Consider the following 19,061-nt stretch of genomic DNA (forward strand, 5'->3'; position numbering starts at 1 on the left):
TGATAATAATAAAAAATACTAATGATTGATAAGGTTAATTTGGTTAAAAAGGGATTTTTTTGTGATGAATATAGATTATTTGCTTTATTAAAGAATAAAAAACATACTATTTATGGTTAGCTAAATAAAAAATCGTCTTTCTAATTGATAAGATAAAGGGAACATTACTAATAAGAAAAAAACAAGCGGTCACATTCAATCAAAAATTTGCAAGTTTTCATAAATAGGTTAAAGCATATTGTTGCCATATTCTTTCCCTGTGCATTACGGGAGCATATACGCAAACTACGTTTGCTAATGGCTCCCCTACAATAATTATTATATATCAATTAGTTACAATGTTTTGTAGGGTCGGCATTAGCAAACTTGTTTGCGTATATCCGACCGTTGCTCGATATAAAATTTTCTGTGAAATATATTACAAACAAAACAAAAAAATCTTCTCTCTAATTTATCCCTTAGAGAGAAGATGAATAAACAAAAATGTAAGCGGTCACATTCAATCAAAAATTTGCAAATTTTATTAGAAATCTAACCGCTTAAGATTTAATTATAGAAATCAATTATTCTTTAAAAGTTTTTGGCACATTGTGGTTGTTTTTTACAAAGTTTTGAAAATAAGTTCATATTATTTTCATCTATATTTACTACCTTATTTTGTCTTTTTGCTAATCTCGTTGGTATTGCAGGTAATTCAAAATTAAGTTCTAGTAATTTTGTAGCTAAATTATTACAAGGTTTTATATTCTTTGCCATATTCTTTGCTTCATTTAAATTCTTAAAATATTTTACTCTTTCTAATTTTTTATTAACTGAATAACAAGCTTTTTCCGATTCTGAGAGTGCTGATAAATATTGATTTATTTCTTTTTGAAATTTAGATGTTTTTAACTCCTTATCTTTAAATTTATCATAAGTTGGTAACTCCTGTTTACCACATTTTTTAATGACTGATGCCACAAGTAATTCTAATGTTTCTGATTTAAGATCTACATTAGATAAACAAGAACCACTTAACTCTAAAGTAAAATCATTTTTTAAAAGACGATCCTTTAGTTTTTCATCAGATAATACGTTACTATTATTATCATATACAAGAACATTAAAATTATAATTAAGTTGATCAAGTAAATTAGATATATATTTTTTCACAAAAGTATTAAGTTTAGCATTTTGAATAATTGACATTCCTTTTTTATCAACCATATCCCATTTACCATTTTTTTCAACACTGGCTAAACCATCCTCCGAAAACGGATAAACTTTATCATATTCCAACGGAACAACCACTTCCCCTTTATTATTCACAAAGCCATATTTACCTTGTTCATTATGAACCACACTTAATGTATTTTTATCAGAATAAGGTACTAAGCCATAAAAGAATTCGCCTTTAGTATTGATGAAACCTAATGAACCACCTTTTTTGGCTTCTGCTAACCCAACCACTGAAAATGGAGCAAGATAACTATATTCAAATGGTATAACAATATCCCCTTTGCTATTTATCGCTCCCCATTGACGAAAAGTATTTCGAACTCTCGCCAAATTATCAGCTGAGGAAGAATAAATTTTATCACATTCTAATGATACAACGCTCTCTCCTTTCGTATTAATAAGTGCCCACTTGTTATATCCTGTTTGAACTCTTGCTAGACCATTTTCTGAAAATGAATAGGCTTTATCATATTGTAATGGAATAACAACTTCTCCTTTGCTGTTAATGAACCCCCATTTCCCATCTTTTGCAATAGGAGCTAGACCATTTTTTGAAAACGATCTTACATAATCATATTTTAATGGAATAATGATTTCTTCTTTACTATTAATAAATGCTTTTTTACCATCTTTACTAACAGGAGCTAAACCATTTTCTGAAAAGGAATCAGCCCAACTATATTGTAATGGAATAACTTCTTCTCCTTTACTATTGATAAAACCCCATCCACCTTCTTTTCTAACTGCTGCTAAACCATTTTCTGAAAATGATACCGCTTTATCATATTGTGGCTGAATAACAAATTTTCCTTTTTTATTTATAAATCCATATTTTCCCCCACGTTTTTTAACCAAAGCCAAACCATTTTTCATAAATGGCTTAGCTCTAATATATTCAAATGGAATAATTATTTCCCCATTACTGTTTATAAAGCCATAATGACCATCTTTTCTTGCTAAGCTTAATTCTGTGTCAATACTCGCTACTTTTTTAACAGTATTACTTTCTGATGATTTAGATTCTTCATTCACCGTTACTGTACTTTTGGGTGTTGTTTCAGTATTTTGAATATTAGATTTTTCTTTATTTTCACTCACCTGCTCCGCAGACTCTCCTTTCTCCATAGCCAAAATCAAACTGACATTATTTTTCTCTTGTTCTGTCAGTTGATTTTCATAAATATCTGTTGATGTCACTTCTGTTGGGGAGTACCACGAGAATTGTTTGAAGAACGTATCTAAATCTGAGCCTTCTTTAAAGGTAAAGCCTTTTTTAGCAAAGAAGTAGTTTCTTAATAGGCGTAATTGCCCTTTGGAATAGTCTTTTAAATCGGCTTTAGTGAGTTTGTTGTTTTCAATGTAGAAGAAGTCTTTTTTGGTTACAGAATATTCTGATTTTTTAGATTGATGATTAAGTGGAATATTCTCAAAACGCCAACAACCTTCTTTATAATTCAAGGCACATTCACCTTCAACTAAACTAAATGTTTTAGCATTATCACTAGGAGCAACAAACTTAACAAAAAATTTATCACCTGAACTCATTGACATTCTTTCAGGGCAATAAGTCACATTATCAAGACCAACTAAAGACGATTTTTTTGAATTATCATCAATGATAAAAGGTATATTCTCACCCGAACCATACCAACAGACATTCATACTATCAGTGACTTTAAAGTTAAGTGTAATATATTTATTATTTAAGTCATAACCTGTTACGTAAACAGGTCTGCCACTACTTTCTTGAATATTTAGATTATCAACACTTTGTGCATTTGTATAAGACGATACTAATATTAAAAAACTAAGTAATGATCTTTTCATTTTTTGCTCCTAATTTGTATTTAATTCAAACAATGAGCTCAAATAATATTAGTTTTCTAAAAAAAAAAACAACTACTTAGAAGTAAAACTAATTTGGTGGTCTTTTTAACTTTTTTATCCATAATCTAACCTTTTCAATAAGTTAGCAAGATCCCAACCCTTTTAGATATTTTTATAAAAATTTCAATTTTGTGAACTAACTAGCAAAATTGAATTTTTTTATTCCTAAAATAAATAGTCTTGAATATAATCACTTTTTAGAAGTTAATTTCAAATTAACTCCAAATTTTGAAGTTTTTCTTCAGTTAATTAAATATAGGGTAAATGTAGTATCTAAATTAATTGCTCCTAATAATTAGGAACAATATTTCCTCACTTACTCTCTATTTAACTATTTCTATCTTTGTTAAATATATAAAGGAGTTTATCAATGAAAAAAGTTTTTTTTAAATCATCTATCGCAATTGCAGCTCTCGCTTTAACTCAAGGTGCATTTGCTGGATCATACCCTGCTTTACCAGAAGTGATTGCGGGTTCAGGAACAGGTGCATTAGTGGGTGACACCCTTTATGTGGGGTTAGGTTCAGGTTCTGACTTATTCTATTCATTAAATTTAAAAGAAAAAGAGGCTAAATGGGAAGCGGTTCCTGCATTCCCAGGTGGTAAAAGAAACCAAGCTGTTGCCGCAGGTGTTGATGGTAAACTTTATGTTTTCGGTGGTTTCCATAATACAGAAGTTGCTGATAACCAAACCGCAAAAGATGCCTATAGCTATAATCCTGCTGATAAAAAATGGCAAAAATTAACAACTCGCTCACCATTTGGTCCAAGTGCGGGTACCAGTGTGACAACTTATAAAGGTAAAATTTACTTCTTTGGTGGCGTAAACCAAAATATTTGGGATGGTTTATTCCAAGATGCAAAAGCAGCAGGAAAAGAGGGCAAGGGCAAAGTCTTTGATAAATATTTTGCAATGTCTGCAGAAGATTTCTTATTTAATTCAATTGTAACCAGTTATGAACCAAAAACCAATCACTGGGCAAATCAAGGCTACTTCCCTTATGGTGGACGTGCTGGAGCAGCCTTTGCCGTTGTTGATGGTAAATTTGTAGTTGCAAATGGTGAACTTAAAGCAGGACTTCGTACGGATACCACAGAAGTGGGAACACTAGGTGATAAAGGTATTGAGTGGAAAGCAATGCAAAAACTTCCAGCTCCAAAAGGCGATAAATATCAAGAAGGTATCGCAGCTGTAATGAGTGGTGTTAGTCACGGTACGTATTTAGTGACTGGTGGTGCAAACTTCCCAGGTGTCGCTGAAAATTACAAAAAAGGTGTTAACGATCACCGTAAAGCCAAAGCAAGTAAAACATTCCGTTCTGACGTTTATGCTTTAGATATGAAAACAGGTTCGTGGAAAATTGTAGGTAAATTACCTGTGGGTACGGCAGGAGCAGTTTCTGTTACTTATGGCGATAAAGTGATTATTGCTGGTGGTAAAACTACGGGTAATAAAGCATTAACAGAGGTTAAAACGATGAGTTATGATGGTAAAACATTAACTGTTGAATAATCATTTCTGATTTAAAAACAAATGCCTGCAGTAATTAATTACTGTGGGTATTTTTTTGATTAAAATTGAATTAAAAAGAAGTGGTCGGCGAGATAGGATTCGAACCTACGACCCACTGGTCCCAAACCAGTTGCGCTACCAAGCTGCGCTACTCGCCGATCTTAATTTGAGTTAGACAAAAAATGGGGTGGCTAATGGGATTTGAACCCACGACAACCGGAATCACAATCCGGGGCTCTACCAACTGAGCTATAGCCACCATTGTCTATTTTTTTTGTTGTATTAGCATTAACGTCTGGCGCCCTCGACAAGATTCGAACTTGCGACCTTTGGCTCCGGAGGCCAACGCTCTATCCAACTGAGCTACGAACGCCTTTAAGTACTGCGTCTTTGCGAGAGCGTATGTTAGTGATTTTATAAGCTATTGTCTAGCATTTTTTTGCATTTTTTTACTGATTGAGGGGAATTTATCCAAAAACAGAAATTATTTGCAAAAAGTGTTACCGATCATACCGCTTCAAAAATATTTTGTAAGCTTATTATCCCATTGAGTAATAAAGTTTACCTATTTCTATTTTTTGACGACCACTTGCCTCTCGCCATCGATTAGAATCTCGCAATGAGTACACGCAACCGCAATATTCTTGTTGATAAAACTGTTCACGTTTACTGATTTCTATCATTCGTTGTGAGCCGCCACCTTTACGCCAATTATAATCCCAATAAACGACATCATCATAAGGTTCTGCAGCACGATGCCCACAGCCATTAATTTGATTCATATCTTTCCAACGAGAAATACCTAAACAGCTCGTATAAACAGGAAAACCATTTTCGTGTGCATATTGTGCCGCTTTTTCAAAACGCATATCAAAGCACATTGTACAACGAATACCTCGTTCTGGTTCATCTTCCATTCCTTTTGCTCGCTCAAACCAATCTGCACGATTATAATCTGCATCAATAAAAGGAATATTATATTTTTCTGCAAAACGAATATTTTCTTCTTTACGAATTAAGTATTCTTTTAATGGATGAATATTTGGGTTATAAAAATAAATGGTAAACTCTATTCCTGATTCCAAAATTGCTTCCATTACTTCCCCTGAACAAGGTGCACAACAAGAATGTAATAATAATTTTTTATGTCCATTTGGTAATTCTAGTTGTGGACGAACAAAGGGTGCATTAGGATCTTTCTTTTGACGTCTCTTTTTGTGTTGCTGTTCCATATTTAATTAAAAAATCCTTGTACGGTTAAAACACACCAATCCCAAGCTTGCCCAAAGATATTTGTTTCCATTACATCTTCCATTACTTGTAAATCCGTCGAGGCGATCTCTTTTCCTGCTAATTGATAAATTATTTTTCCAACCACTTGTTTTTTGATTAAAGGTGCTTTTAACTCTTTATTCTCTAAATCGTAGCGTACTTTTAGCTCTGCCCTTTTACCTTTAGGAATAGTAATATAGCTATCGGTAAATGATCCAAGTTTTACTTTATTTTGTTCACCATAATAAACACTTTGTTCAGCAATCGTTTGATTCGCCGTCACAGATTTGAATGTTTCAAAATTATTAAATCCCCATTTTAACAATTTCTTACTTTCAATTTCACGTCCTTTATAAGTGGGCACTCCCATTACGACTGAAATTAAACGCATATTCGAATTTGTCGCTGAGGCAACAAGGTTATAGCCAGCTTCATCAGTATGCCCTGTTTTCATTCCATCAACATTTATTGATTTATCCCACAATAAACCATTACGATTACGTTGTTTAATCTTATTAAAGGTAAATTCTTTTTCTGAATATATTTTATATTCTTCAGGTAAATCACGAATAATTCTAGCGGCTATTATTGCCATATCATAAGCTGAAGAATATTGTTTTGGATGGTCTAAACCGTGCACTGTTGCAAAATGTGTATTTTTTAAACCAAATTTATCTACATATTGGTTCATTACATTAATAAAAGCTTCTTGAGAACCTGAGATATGTTCAGCCATTGCAACACAAGCATCATTTCCTGAAGCAATAATAATCCCTCTATTTAATTCGCTCACAGACACTTTTTGTTTTAAGTTTAAAAACATTTTTGATGAACCTGGGAATTTATATCCCCAAGCAGCTTCAGAAACAATTACTTCATCATCATTACTAATATATCCCTGTTTAATAGCTGAGCCAATCACATAGCTGGTCATCATTTTAGTTAAACTTGCGGGATAATGACGTTGATTGGGATTTAAACTCGCTAATACTTGTCCCGAATTATAATCCATTAAGACATAAGTTTGTGCCTTTAATGATGGAAGAGATGGAGTAAAATCTATATCATTCTGAGCATAAGCGACCGATGATGTTATTAATACACATAATCCTAACTGGTGTAATTTATTCATAATTTTAGACATTGCATCTCCCTATTTTTTATTGTGTATATAAACTTTGTTATGTGTTAAAAGCGCAAGCTGATTTTTTAATTTTTTTGCCTGTAATAGATTATCAACGGCAATTAACACATCATAGTACTTGCCATTTTTTTCAATAACCGTCTTAGGTTTAACCTTTCTTGTTATCTCATAAGCGGTATCTTTAGATTTAAAATTTACAATTTTAACAATAACAGGTGCAGTTAAAATAGGTGCTTGCTTAATTTTTAATGATAGACCAGATTTTTGGGCTATCTTTAATAAAGAGGAGGTTCCCTTTCCTGAAATATAACCATTTTGATCAACTTGTAAAGCTTCAACTTTTACTTTAGCAATACCTGAACGTAACATCCCCAAAGATCGAGCAGCTCTCTTAGAAAGATCAAGAATTCGTTTTTTACTAAATGGACCTCGATCATTTACTCTGACAATAATTTTACGCCCATTACGTAAATTAGTGACAAGCAAATAAGTACCAAAAGCCAATGTTTTATGTGCAGCAGTAAAATTATTTTCATTAAAAATTTCACCATTTGCTGTTTTTCGACCATTAAACTTACCGCCATAGTAACTGGCAATTCCAACAGAATGATAACGAGCCGATTTTTCTTTACTCAAAGTAGTATATTTATACCCTCTGTCTCGATAGCTGTATATTCTTGTCGACACCTTAGATGGAAGCAACTTCGCACCTTTTACGTGAACGTCATTTTTTGATAATTTTGCACTTGCAAAAGTACTCATTGTCATAGCAACAAGTAACACATTGAAAAATTTTATAACTCGCATAGTATTCCTTTAATTCAAAACCTTCTTAATATTTATATTCTGTAAATTTTCTATTGTAAGGATTGGTATCCTTCTGTTTTGTTTGATGTACATAAACAGACATCATTAAACCAAATGCCGCCATTAAAGTCACAAAAGATGTTCCTCCATAGCTAAAAAGGGGTAATGGTACACCAACCACAGGAAGAATACCACTGACCATACCTATATTTACAAAGACATAAACAAAAAATAATAACGCCGTTCCTCCTGAGATTAAACGCCCAAATATTGAATTTGCCTTCATTCCTACAATTAATCCTCTTGCTATAATAAAAAGGTAAATCGCTAGGAGAGTAACAATTCCAACCATTCCTTGCTCTTCACCTAATACGGCAAAAATAAAGTCAGTATGGGGCTCTGGTAAAAACTCTAATTGAGATTGTGTTCCTTGCATCCAACCTTTTCCATAAAAGCCACCCGAACCAATCGCAATTTTAGATTGAATAATATGATAACCTGCACCCAGCGGATCCTTTTCTGGATCAAGTAAGGTCATTACTCTCGTTTTTTGATAATCGTGCATCAAATAAAACCACATAATCGGAATAAAAATAGCCAAACCTAAAAGCCCTGAAGCGATTAACTTCCAATTTAAGCCTGCTAAAAAAAGGATGAACATCCCCGCTGCAAATACTAGAATAGCGGTACCTAAATCAGGCTGTATCGCAACCAATAATGTCGGTACTAAGATAATCACAAGTACAATAAACGTATCTTTTAATGATGGAGGTAAAGAACGTTTACCCAAATAAGTTGCCACCATTAATGGTACGGCTAACTTTGCCACTTCTGAAGGTTGAAAACGAACAAAACCCAAGTTTAACCAACGTTGTGCACCTTTACTTATTTCCCCCGTTACATCAACCAAAACGAGTAAAACAATACAGAGCAAATAAAGAAAAGGAGAAAAAAATTCATAAACACGAGGAGGAATAAGAGCCATAAAAAAGAGTACACCAAATCCTAATGTTATTTGAATTAATCGACTATTGAACATTCTTTCATTGGCACCACTCGCACTATATAATACCCATAAACCATAACAACTAATCATCAATAATCCAAGTAACAACCAAATATCAATATCCAATATTTTTTTCATATAAGTGATAAATGTACTATTCATTTGAAACCTTACCTTCTTGAGGGGTATTGAGCGGTGACTTTTGATCTAAATTTTGCAAATTTTTAAATAAATCCGATTCAAGAAAGATGTAATCCATTATTTTTCTCACGACTGGAGCAGCATTACTTGATCCTCCTCCTGCATTTTCCAAAATAATAGAAACGATAACTTTGGGATCTTCATAAGGTGCAAAACTAATAAATAATGCGTGATCGTGTAATTCTTTTTTAAGCTCTTTCACATCATATTTTTGGTTTTCTGCCAAACTAAATACTTGTGCAGTGCCAGATTTCCCTGCAACTTTATAAGGTGTATCGGCAAAAGCCTTGCGCGCAGTTCCATGCGATGAATTAATAACACTATACATTCCCTGTTTTGATGCTTTCCAAAATGTATTAGGTACATTTTTTATATCATCATACAAAAGGGGATCTTGATATGGCATAACATCAACCCCCACAATTTCTTTCATTAAGTGAGGAGTATTCACTTTACCATTATTCACCAAAATAGCTAATGCTTTGGCAAGTTGTAATGGTGTCGCTGTCCAATAGCCCTGCCCAATCCCTACAGAGACTGTATCTCCTTGTAACCACTGCTGTTTGTAACGTTTTTTCTTCCATTCACGACTTGGCATAATGGCAGAAGACTCTTCAAAAATATCAATACCTGTCTTTTCTCCAAAGCCAAATTTTTTCATCCATTTTGATGTCTTATCAATACCTAAATTAAACGCCAATTGATAAAAATAAGTATCAGAAGACTCCGTAATTGCTTTATTTAAATTTGTTTGTCCGTGTCCTGCTCGTTTCCAATCTCTAAATTTACGGCTAGTATTTGGAATTATCCAATATCCTGGGTCAAAAATGGTCATCTGAGGTGTAACAATCCCTTCTGTTAAACCTGCAATTGCCATAAAAGGTTTAATTGTTGAGGCAGGAGGGTAAGATCCTTGCGTTGCTCGGCTATACAGAGGTCGATTAGGATTATTTAATAAATACTCATAATCATCGTAAGAAATACCATCAACAAATAAATTATTGTTATAACTCGGATTGGTAACCATTGCTAATATGCTACTATCTTTCGCATCTAATACCACAACCGCCCCTTTGTTATCCGCTAATAAATCCACAATATAACGCTGTAAATCAATATCAAGCGTCAATTGAATACTGCTTCCTGCAATGGCATTCTTTTCCCTTAATTTACGAATAACTTTACCTCTATTATTAATTTCAACTTCTTCAAATCCTGGTATTCCGTGTAGCTGCTCTTCATAATATTTTTCGATACCACGCTTACCGATACTATGCATACCTGCATAATCTTGATATTTCCCTTCAGCTTTCAATTTTTTTTGATCTTTGTCATTTATTTTTGCGACATAACCAATAATATGCGTTAATGCATCGCCATAAGGATAGTAACGTTTAAAATAAGCCTGAACATCAATGTTAGGAAATAAATATTGATTTACAGCAAAACGAGCAATTTGTTCTTCTGTTAAATCTTTTTTTAAAATAATCGGAGTATAATGAGAAGAACGTCTGCGTTCTTTATGAAAGGCTTCAATATCCTTATCTGTTAGACCTACAACATCCTTTAATTTTTGCAATGTCTCTTTAAGATTATTGACTTTTTCAGGAACAATATATAATCCAAAAAAAGTTAAATTCTGTGCGAGTACTTTTCCCTTACGATCATAAATCAATCCTCGAACAGGAGGAGTGGGTAATAATTTAATTCTATTTCCATTAGAACGAGTTTGGTAGGTTTTATAATCAATAATTTGTAAATGATAGATATTAGCAAATAATATTGCAGTTAACACAAGAACACCAAGAAACCCAATTAATGCTCGACGAATAAAAAGATGAGCTTCAGCCTTACCGTTGCTCACTTCTTTAGATGCTAATTCTTTTTGGCTAAAAACGTTCATTATTCTCTATGATAAGGATGATTAGTCGTTAATGACCACGCACGATACAAGCTCTCTGCCACAACCACTCTCACAAGGGGATGAGGCAAAGTTAATGGCGAAAGTGACCAACTTTGTTCTGCTCGTTGTTTACATTCAGGCGACAAACCTTCAGGACCACCGACAAGTAAGCTCACATCTCGTCCATCATTTTTCCATATTTCTAATTGCTGAGCTAACTGCCCAGTTGTCCAAGTCTTACCCGGAATATCTAAAGTAACAATGCGATTACGCCCACAGGCGTTTAACATCGCATAACCCTCTTGCTCTAAAATACGTTTAATATCAGCATTTTTACCTCGTTTTCCCGCAGGAATTTCTACCAATTCAAAAGGCATATCCTTAGGAAAACGACGTTGATACTCTTCAAATCCAGTTGTTACCCATTTTGGCATTTTCGTACCAACTGCAACTAACTGAATTCTCATCTATGCCACAATTTCTCTAATTGATACAATTCACGGCTATCTTGTTGCAAAATATGTACTATTGCTTGCCCAAAATCTACCGCTATCCAATCTGCTGTCACTTTCCCTTCAGAGGCAAAGACTTCAATACCCGCTTTTTTACTTTCTTCGGTTAAATTATCTGCCATTGAGGCTACGTGACGGCTTGATGTTCCTGTACATACAATCATTGTATCAGTAATACTCGAATTACCTTTTACATCAATAGCTTGTATATTTTCAGCTTTTAAATCAGCCAAAGTGTTCTTTAAAAATTCAACTAAATTGATTTCCACTTGTTTATTGTCCTTTACGATATATATTCAATAGACAAGGTATGCCTTGTCTCTACGTGTTATTTAAAATTTTTTGATTAATTTGCGAATTTTATCACAAATCTTACCGCTTGTTTTTATGATTTTAAAATTATATCTAAAACTACTGAGTCATTTGCTCAACCACTCTCATAAAACCGTCTGCTGTACTGTAAACATCTTCCTTTCCTTGTGAGAGTAACAACATATCGGAAAGTTCACGAAAAGCACCTTGTCCCCCTGCCTTTTTTAAAATTAAATCAGCTTGCTTTTTAATGTAATCAGGGGCATCTGCCACAGCAATTGCCAAACCACAAATCTCAAATGCGGGTAAATCTAAGGTATCATCACCAATGTAAGCCGTTTCTTCTGGGGTTACTCCTGCTTGCTCAATTAAGGTCAAACAAGCGGTGCGTTTTTCCATTTTCCCTAATAAAAAATAAGGAATTTTCAACACATCAATTCGTTTACGTAACAACGGCGAATCACCGCCCGAAAGCACCGCCACTTTTGTACCTGTAGTTAAGAGCATTTTAATACCTAAACCATCTTGTACGTGGAATTTTTTTAATTCTTCGCCTTTTTCATTGTAATAAAGTCCGCCGTCTGTTAAAACACCATCGACATCGGTTATTACTAATTTAATTTTTGCTAACTCTTTCATATATTCTCTATTGATTTAAACCATATTGCATTTTAATATGGAGAGATTATAGCTTATTTAGGATTAAAAATGTCTATTGAACAAAATTTAACACAAATAAAGAAACAAATTTGCAAATTTTTACAAAAATGTAACCGCTTAGATCAGGTAACATTACTTGCAGTAACCAAAACCAAACCTGTAAGCGATATTGAACAAGCAATTGCTTGCGGACAACGTGCCTTTGGGGAAAATTATATGCAAGAAGGGGTAGAAAAAATTGCTTATTTTCATAATTATAATGATCTTGAATGGCATTTTATTGGTACGCTACAATCAAAAAAGACCCGCTTAGTGGCTGAACATTTTGATTGGGTACAAACTATCGATCGCTTAAAAGTTGCCACTCGCTTAAATGAACAACGCCCTGAACACCTTGCTCCACTGAATGTGTTAATCCAAATTAACATTAGTGATGAAGAATCAAAATCAGGGATTGCTCCCCGTGAAATGCTCTCTCTTGCCAATGAAATTATGCTGTTACCACGTTTAAAACTACGTGGTTTGATGGCGATTCCAAAATCGGAGAGTGAGCCTGAAAAACAAAAAATCGCCTTAAATAAAATGAAAGCATTATTTGATACCTTACAACAGCACTACCCCGAAATTGACACCCTTTCAATGGGAATGAGCAATGATATGCAAAGTGCGATTGAATGTGGTTCAACAATGGTTCGTATAGGAAGTGCAATTTTTGGAGCAAGAAGTTAATTCTTAGGCTATAATTTAATAAAATCAGTTAATTTGGGTAATCTTTTGGGAAAACAACGAAAACTCACACAAAATCAAAAACGACGTATTCAATCTAATCATCACAATAAAATTCATAAAAAAGAATTAGAATGGCAAGATGAAATGCTGGGTGAAACAAAAGATGGTTTGGTTATCGCCCGTCACGCTAAACATGCTGACGTAGAAAATTCAGATGGTGAGGTATGCCGTTGTAATCTACGTCGTACTCTAAAATCTGTGGTAGTCGGAGATAAAGTATCTTGGCGAAAAGGCAGTGAACAATTGCAAGGCATTAGTGGTGTGATCGAGGCAATTTATCCTCGTAAAAATGAACTTTCTCGCCCCGATTATTATGACGGAATCAAAGTAATGGCATCAAATATTGATCAAATTATTATTGTATCTGCCGTATTGCCTGAGTTGTCATTAAATATTATTGATCGCTATTTGGTGATTTGTGAAAATGCAAAAATTCCAGCCTTAATTGTGTTAAATAAAATTGATTTATTAAATGATGATGAGCGACAAGAAGTTGAAAAACAACTCGATATCTATCGTAACATTGGTTATCAAAGCCTTTGTTTATCTGCTCAAACAGGAGAAGGAATGGAAAAATTAGACCGCTATCTTTCACAAGGTACGTCTATTTTTGTAGGACAATCTGGAGTCGGAAAATCAAGCTTAATCAACCAAATACTTCCAGAGAGCAATATACTCACTAATAAAGTGAGTACTAACTCAGGGTTAGGGCAACACACGACTACCGCTTCCTATTTATATCAATTACCACAAGGTGGTAAACTGATTGATTCTCCAGGTATTCGTGAGTTTGGCTTATGGCATTTAGAGGTGGAGCAAATCACTCAAGGTTATATAGAATTTCAATCTATTTTAGGTTTATGCAAATTCCGTGATTGTAAACACAACACCGATCCAAACTGTGCAATTAGAGAAGCCGTAGAAGAAGGCAAAATTAACCGAACTCGCTTTGAAAATTATCATCGTTTAATTGAAAGTAGTAAAGAAGTGAAAGGACAACGCTATTTTAAAAACAATTAATTTTTATTTAAAAAAAGAGGATTACTTTACAAAAAAAATGTTGTAAAATCGCACAAAATTTTTAATCGTATATGCTCAAAATATGGTTGAGCGTCTCTACAGTTAACCTTAAATTAACTACTACGAAAATAACTCTTATTACAAAAAGTACTGAATTTAATTCTGTACTCCTTGCGTTGTTTTCGTAAAACTATGGTATTTTGTAATGAGAATAAAGCACTTGTATAAATCACAAAATAATTTATCTGTATTATTCAGCCTAGATGCGTGCATCTAGGCTTTTTTTGTTTCTAACATTTTTAAAATGACTTTGAGGATAAGATGACAAATCTACGTTTTTTCATTGAAAAGCAGTCTGGTTTTGATATAGAGGCGAAGCAGTTATGTGCTAAATTTAAACAAGAATTACATATTCAAGGATTAGAATCCTTAAAGGTAATCAATGGTTATGATATTTTTGATCTAGAAGCAAGTGTCCAAGAGATTGCTAAAATTAAATATCGAATTTTATCAGAACTTGTTAGTGATAAAGTTATTGATGAATTAGAATTAACAAATAAAACGTACTTTGCTGTTGAATGCTTAGATGGGCAATTCGACCAACGAGCAGACTCTGCTTTACAATGTATTGAAATTATTTTATCAAAAAAACTTAATATTACCGTTAAATCTTTTAAAATTATTATTCTTGAAGGAAGTGTTAACCTCGCTGATCTCAGTAAAATTAAACAATTCTATATAAACCCTGTTGATAGCAAAGAGAAAGATTTATCTCTCTTTGCTAAAACACCCATTACTATTAATGATAGCGTAGTTATCTATGATAACTTCCTCAGTCTTAATCATAACCAACTCGATCAATTAAAAGATGAACTAAATCTTGCTATGGGCTACGAAGATTTACATTCTATTCATCAACATTATCAACAACTAGGTAGAAATCCTACTGAAACTGAAATTAAAGTTTTTGATACCTATTGGTCAGATCATTGTCGCCATACCACCTTTGAAACACAAATTAGACATATCAGCTTTCCTGATTCGCCTTTTGGACAACAAATACAGTCAGCATTCAATCATTATTTAGACATTAAATCAAAAGTAGCTGCAAATAAGTCTCAGTGTCTAATGGATATGGCAACAGTGATGGCAAAATATTTACATAAAACTGGATATTTAGATGATTTAGAAATTTCTGATGAAAACAATGCCTGTTCTGTCTATTTGGATGTGGAAACTAGCGATTTTTCAGGGGAAAAACACCTTGAAAAATGGTTGTTGATGTTCAAAAATGAAACTCACAATCACCCAACAGAAATTGAACCGTTTGGTGGTGCCTCTACTTGTTTAGGCGGTGCTATTCGAGATCCATTATCTGGGCGAGCTTATGTTTATCAGGCAATTCGCGTGACAGGTTCAGCTAATCCACTGGAAAAAATCGAAGATACTCTTGCTGGTAAATTAAGCCAACAAAAAATTACCACTGAAGCTGCTGAAGGTTATTCTTCCTATGGTAACCAAATTGGTATTGCCACCTCATTGGTGTCAGAATTGTATCACGAAGGTTATAAAGCTAAACGAATGGAAGTAGGTGCAGTGGTTGCTGCTGCTCCTATCAAAAATGTAATCAGGGCTAAACCACAACCTAATGATCATATTATTTTACTGGGTGGCAAGACAGGACGTGATGGCTGTGGTGGAGCATCAGGTTCATCTAAAGAACATAATGATAATTCTTTGCTACTTTGCGGAGCAGAGGTACAAAAAGGTAACGCTCTAGAAGAGCGTAAAATTCAACGCTTATTCAGAAATGCTAATGCTACTAGATTAATTAAAAAGTGTAATGACTTTGGTGCAGGTGGGGTTTGCGTTGCGATTGGTGAGCTTGCCGATGGTGTTAAAGTTAATCTTGATTTAATTCCTGTAAAATATGAAGGATTAAGTGGTACTGAACTCGCTATTTCTGAATCACAAGAACGTATGGCAGTGATTGTTTCTGAAAAAGATAGTCAAACCTTTTTGCAATATGCCCAAGAAGAAAATTTATTAGCAACAGTAGTTGGTAAGGTAACCGATGATAATCGTTTATTGCTGACGTGGAAAGGTACACATATTGTCGATATTCAACGTGAGTTTTTAAACACTAATGGTGTGAGACAACAAATTGATATTACCGTTACTAATATTGATAGACAACAACCTTTTAAGCGGGTAGTTTCAGGTGATAATTTACAAAAACAGTGGGAAGAAAATTTATGTGATTTAAACGTCACCTCACAAAAAGGTTTGAGTGAAATGTTTGATTCTACTATTGGGGCAGGAACAGTATTAATGCCATTTGGTGGACGTTATCAAATGACTCCAATAGATGTTTCTGTTGCTAAATTACCAGTGCTTAATAAAGAAACACAAACTGTTTCTGCCATTACTTGGGGTTGTAATCCTTATCTATTATCGTGGTCACCCTATCACGGAGCAATGTATGCCGTCATTGATTCTCTTGCTAAATTGGTTTCAGTCGGTATTGATTATAAGAAAGCTCGCTTATCATTCCAAGAATATTTCCAAAAACTAGGGCAGGACAGTGTCACTTGGTCAAAACCCTTTTTAGCGCTGCTAGGGGCAATCAAGGCTCAAAGTGATTTTCACGTCGCGGCTATTGGTGGTAAAGACTCGATGAGTGGTACATTTAACGATTTACACGTACCACCAACTTTTATTTCTTTTGCAGTAAGTTCTGGTAATATTAATAACATTATTTCTCCTGAATTTAAGCAAATTGGTTCATATATTTATCTACTGGATAATCCATTAGATGATGAAGGACACTATAATGCCCATATCCTTAAAAATAATTTTGAAACAGTGCTGACAGGTATTGAAGAAGGCACTATATTATCAGCAATGACAGTAAAACACGGTGGTATTGCGGAAGCTTTGGCAAAAATGAGTTTCGGTAATCGTATCGGTGTTAGACTCAACAACAATAACACTGATTATTTTACTATTAAACCAGCCAGCATCATTGTTGAAAGTCAAAAAATAATCAGCCAACCTAATGCAGTTTTATTAGGGCAAAGTATTAATGAGTTTTCTGTTGTTATTGATAACGAACATATTAATCTAACTACTTTGCAAGAAGTATGGCTAGGAAAACTAGCAAAAATTTTTCCAGTAAAAACGGATGAACAACCGGCTATTCTGACAGATTTATCTGTGACAACAAATAAAATAGCACATTCAATACAAGGTGTTAAGGTTGCAAAACCTAGAGTATTAATCGCCACTTTCCCTGGTAGTAATTCAGAATACGATATGTATAACGCATTTAATCGCAATGGAGGATGTGCGGAAATACTATTATTTAGAAATATTACCTCAAATTATATTCGTGATTCTATTAATCAACTGTGCCATAAACTTAAAACAGCACAAATCTTTGTATTACCTGGCGGTTTTAGTGCAGGTGATGAGCCAGATGGTTCAGGTAAATTTATTGCTGCTATCTTACAAAACCCACAATTAAAAGAGAGTATTAATGAATTTCTAGCAAGAGATGGCTTGGTTTTAGGCATCTGTAATGGCTTCCAAGCTCTTGTTAAATCAGGCTTGTTACCAAATGGTGATATCGGTCAAATTACGCCACAATCGCCAACGCTAACTTTTAATAAGATCGGTCGCCATATTTCTCAAATAGTAACAACAAAAATAGTAAATAACCAATCACCTTGGTTATCTTCTTTTGCTGTGGGACAAACTTTTAATATTCCCGTTTCTCATGGTGAAGGACGTTTTTATGCAAGCGAAGATACTCTACAACAACTCATTGCCAATGGGCAAATTGCGACACAATATGTTGATTTATCTAATAGAGCAACTAATGAATTTATTTATAACCCTAATGGCTCAAGCCTAGCCATAGAGGGTATTATGTCAGCTGATGGCAGAATTTTAGGCAAAATGGGGCATTCCGAGCGTTATTCTGAGGGAACATTCAAAAATATTTCTGGTGATAATGACCAAAATATTTTTGCAAATGGGGTTAAGTATTTTGGGTAGAGTTATGATGTGGAAAAAATTAACCGAATACCCTAATGAAAAAGTTATTGATAAGGAATTTAATAAGATTATTTATTGGGAAATACAAGACGGAAAAATCGTGCATCAAAAACGCATTTTGCGTAGTGCTGATATTGAAACATTTGAGATTTATCAAAGTAGTGATACTGTTTTTATTGCACGAGATAAAAATAATATTTATCACGCTTGGTCTAAATTATCAAAGGTTGATAGAGATAGTTTTGTAGCGTTAGGCAATGGTTATTGGAAAGACAAAAATGTTGCTTACATTGAAAATGAAACTTCACTTACACAATTAAAAGGGCTTGACGCACAAGATTTTTGCGTTTTAGGTAATGGTTTTGCGTATGACAAAAACTTTGCTTATTACTTTGGCAGAGTAATAAAAAGTTGTAGCGACCCACAAACTTTAACGCTTGTAAATGCAGATGATTACTTTGCAATGGATAGTGAAAATATCTTTTATGAAAGCGGTGTATTAAAAGGTGCAGATAAAGAAACTTGGAAATTGTTAGGCAATGGATTTTCACGAGATAAAAAGAGCGTATTTTTTGCAATAAAAAATTACCACGAGTTGATATAAACACTTGGAAACATCTCTACCGAGCGTATTCAAAAGATAAAAATAATGTCTATTGTATGAACTTTGTAGAAAAAGACAAATTGCCACAAGATTGGAATGTGGGAAAAGTTAAAGAATATTACAAATCACAAAAATTTTAATTAACGGAGTTTTT

Annotated in this window: 15 protein-coding genes, 3 tRNA genes and 1 riboswitch; of the genes, 6 read left to right on the forward strand and 12 right to left on the reverse strand. The window is 33.8% G+C overall.

Going from position 1 to position 19,061, the window contains the following annotated elements:
• Nucleotides 1-570: 570 nt before the first annotated feature.
• Nucleotides 571-3,045 (reverse strand): WG repeat-containing protein, encoded by a 2,475-nt coding sequence (locus tag KGI96_RS08815; protein ID WP_211597184.1) that lies wholly within the window; start codon nucleotides 3,043-3,045, stop codon nucleotides 571-573.
• Between the two features lie 430 nt (nucleotides 3,046-3,475).
• On the opposite strand from KGI96_RS08815, the gene KGI96_RS08820 reads away from it, so the two are divergent.
• Nucleotides 3,476-4,618, forward strand: coding sequence for a YjhT family mutarotase (locus KGI96_RS08820; RefSeq protein WP_211597183.1), 1,143 nt, complete (start codon nucleotides 3,476-3,478; stop codon nucleotides 4,616-4,618).
• A gap of 81 nt (nucleotides 4,619-4,699) precedes the next feature.
• Here KGI96_RS08820 and KGI96_RS08825 read toward each other — a convergent pair.
• The 11 genes from KGI96_RS08825 to KGI96_RS08875 all read right to left on the reverse strand — a co-directional run bounded on the left by KGI96_RS08825 (nucleotide 4,700) and on the right by KGI96_RS08875 (nucleotide 12,414).
• Nucleotides 4,700-4,776: transfer RNA gene (locus tag KGI96_RS08825), tRNA-Pro, on the reverse strand.
• Nucleotides 4,777-4,801: 25 nt separating this feature from the next.
• Nucleotides 4,802-4,877, reverse strand: a tRNA-His gene (locus tag KGI96_RS08830).
• A 37-nt stretch (nucleotides 4,878-4,914) separates the two neighbouring features.
• Nucleotides 4,915-4,991: transfer RNA gene (locus KGI96_RS08835), tRNA-Arg, on the reverse strand.
• A gap of 166 nt (nucleotides 4,992-5,157) precedes the next feature.
• Complete coding sequence (locus KGI96_RS08840) at nucleotides 5,158-5,850, reverse strand: epoxyqueuosine reductase QueH (RefSeq protein ID WP_211597182.1); 693 nt, start codon at nucleotides 5,848-5,850, stop codon at nucleotides 5,158-5,160.
• A 2-nt stretch (nucleotides 5,851-5,852) separates the two neighbouring features.
• Nucleotides 5,853-7,034, reverse strand: coding sequence for a serine hydrolase (locus KGI96_RS08845; RefSeq protein WP_211597181.1), 1,182 nt, complete (start codon nucleotides 7,032-7,034; stop codon nucleotides 5,853-5,855).
• Nucleotides 7,035-7,043: 9 nt separating this feature from the next.
• Nucleotides 7,044-7,841, reverse strand: coding sequence for a septal ring lytic transglycosylase RlpA family protein (locus tag KGI96_RS08850; RefSeq protein ID WP_211597180.1), 798 nt, complete (start codon nucleotides 7,839-7,841; stop codon nucleotides 7,044-7,046).
• Between the two features lie 25 nt (nucleotides 7,842-7,866).
• On the reverse strand, nucleotides 7,867-9,009 hold the full coding sequence (rodA, locus tag KGI96_RS08855) for a rod shape-determining protein RodA (protein WP_211597179.1): 1,143 nt from the start codon (nucleotides 9,007-9,009) through the stop codon (nucleotides 7,867-7,869).
• Entirely contained in the window at nucleotides 9,002-10,951 is a 1,950-nt protein-coding gene (gene mrdA / locus KGI96_RS08860; protein WP_211597178.1) for a penicillin-binding protein 2, read from the reverse strand. The genes rodA and mrdA overlap by 8 nt, the downstream gene beginning before the upstream one ends.
• The gene (gene rlmH / locus KGI96_RS08865; RefSeq protein ID WP_211597177.1) at nucleotides 10,951-11,418 is read right to left on the reverse strand and encodes a 23S rRNA (pseudouridine(1915)-N(3))-methyltransferase RlmH; all 468 of its coding nucleotides are present in this window, start codon (nucleotides 11,416-11,418) and stop codon (nucleotides 10,951-10,953) included. Before rlmH ends, mrdA begins: the two co-directional genes overlap by 1 nt.
• Nucleotides 11,415-11,732, reverse strand: a complete 318-nt coding sequence (rsfS, locus tag KGI96_RS08870) for a ribosome silencing factor (RefSeq protein ID WP_211597176.1) — start codon at nucleotides 11,730-11,732, stop codon at nucleotides 11,415-11,417. Before rsfS ends, rlmH begins: the two co-directional genes overlap by 4 nt.
• A gap of 142 nt (nucleotides 11,733-11,874) precedes the next feature.
• Nucleotides 11,875-12,414 (reverse strand): KdsC family phosphatase, encoded by a 540-nt coding sequence (locus tag KGI96_RS08875; RefSeq protein ID WP_211597175.1) that lies wholly within the window; start codon nucleotides 12,412-12,414, stop codon nucleotides 11,875-11,877.
• Between the two features lie 69 nt (nucleotides 12,415-12,483).
• On the opposite strand from KGI96_RS08875, the gene KGI96_RS08880 reads away from it, so the two are divergent.
• From KGI96_RS08880 to KGI96_RS11340, 5 genes are all read left to right on the forward strand, one after another.
• Nucleotides 12,484-13,164, forward strand: a complete 681-nt coding sequence (locus KGI96_RS08880) for a YggS family pyridoxal phosphate-dependent enzyme (protein ID WP_211597174.1) — start codon at nucleotides 12,484-12,486, stop codon at nucleotides 13,162-13,164.
• Nucleotides 13,165-13,209: 45 nt separating this feature from the next.
• Nucleotides 13,210-14,244 carry a small ribosomal subunit biogenesis GTPase RsgA gene (gene rsgA / locus KGI96_RS08885; RefSeq protein ID WP_211597173.1) on the forward strand — a complete coding sequence of 345 codons (1,035 nt, stop codon included), beginning with the start codon at nucleotides 13,210-13,212 and terminating at the stop codon, nucleotides 14,242-14,244.
• A gap of 45 nt (nucleotides 14,245-14,289) precedes the next feature.
• Nucleotides 14,290-14,387: riboswitch (purine riboswitch) on the forward strand.
• A gap of 178 nt (nucleotides 14,388-14,565) precedes the next feature.
• The gene (locus KGI96_RS08890; protein WP_211597172.1) at nucleotides 14,566-18,303 is read left to right on the forward strand and encodes a phosphoribosylformylglycinamidine synthase; all 3,738 of its coding nucleotides are present in this window, start codon (nucleotides 14,566-14,568) and stop codon (nucleotides 18,301-18,303) included.
• Nucleotides 18,304-18,307: 4 nt separating this feature from the next.
• Nucleotides 18,308-18,907: a DKNYY domain-containing protein gene (locus KGI96_RS08895; RefSeq protein WP_211597171.1), complete on the forward strand. Its 600-nt coding sequence runs from the start codon at nucleotides 18,308-18,310 to the stop codon at nucleotides 18,905-18,907.
• The gene (locus tag KGI96_RS11340) at nucleotides 18,904-19,047 is read left to right on the forward strand and encodes a hypothetical protein (RefSeq protein ID WP_370685844.1); all 144 of its coding nucleotides are present in this window, start codon (nucleotides 18,904-18,906) and stop codon (nucleotides 19,045-19,047) included. Before KGI96_RS08895 ends, KGI96_RS11340 begins: the two co-directional genes overlap by 4 nt.
• The last annotated feature ends 14 nt before the right edge of the window (nucleotides 19,048-19,061 follow it).

The organism is Phocoenobacter atlanticus subsp. cyclopteri, assembly GCF_018343795.1.
GTDB lineage: Bacteria > Pseudomonadota > Gammaproteobacteria > Enterobacterales > Pasteurellaceae > Phocoenobacter > Phocoenobacter atlanticus.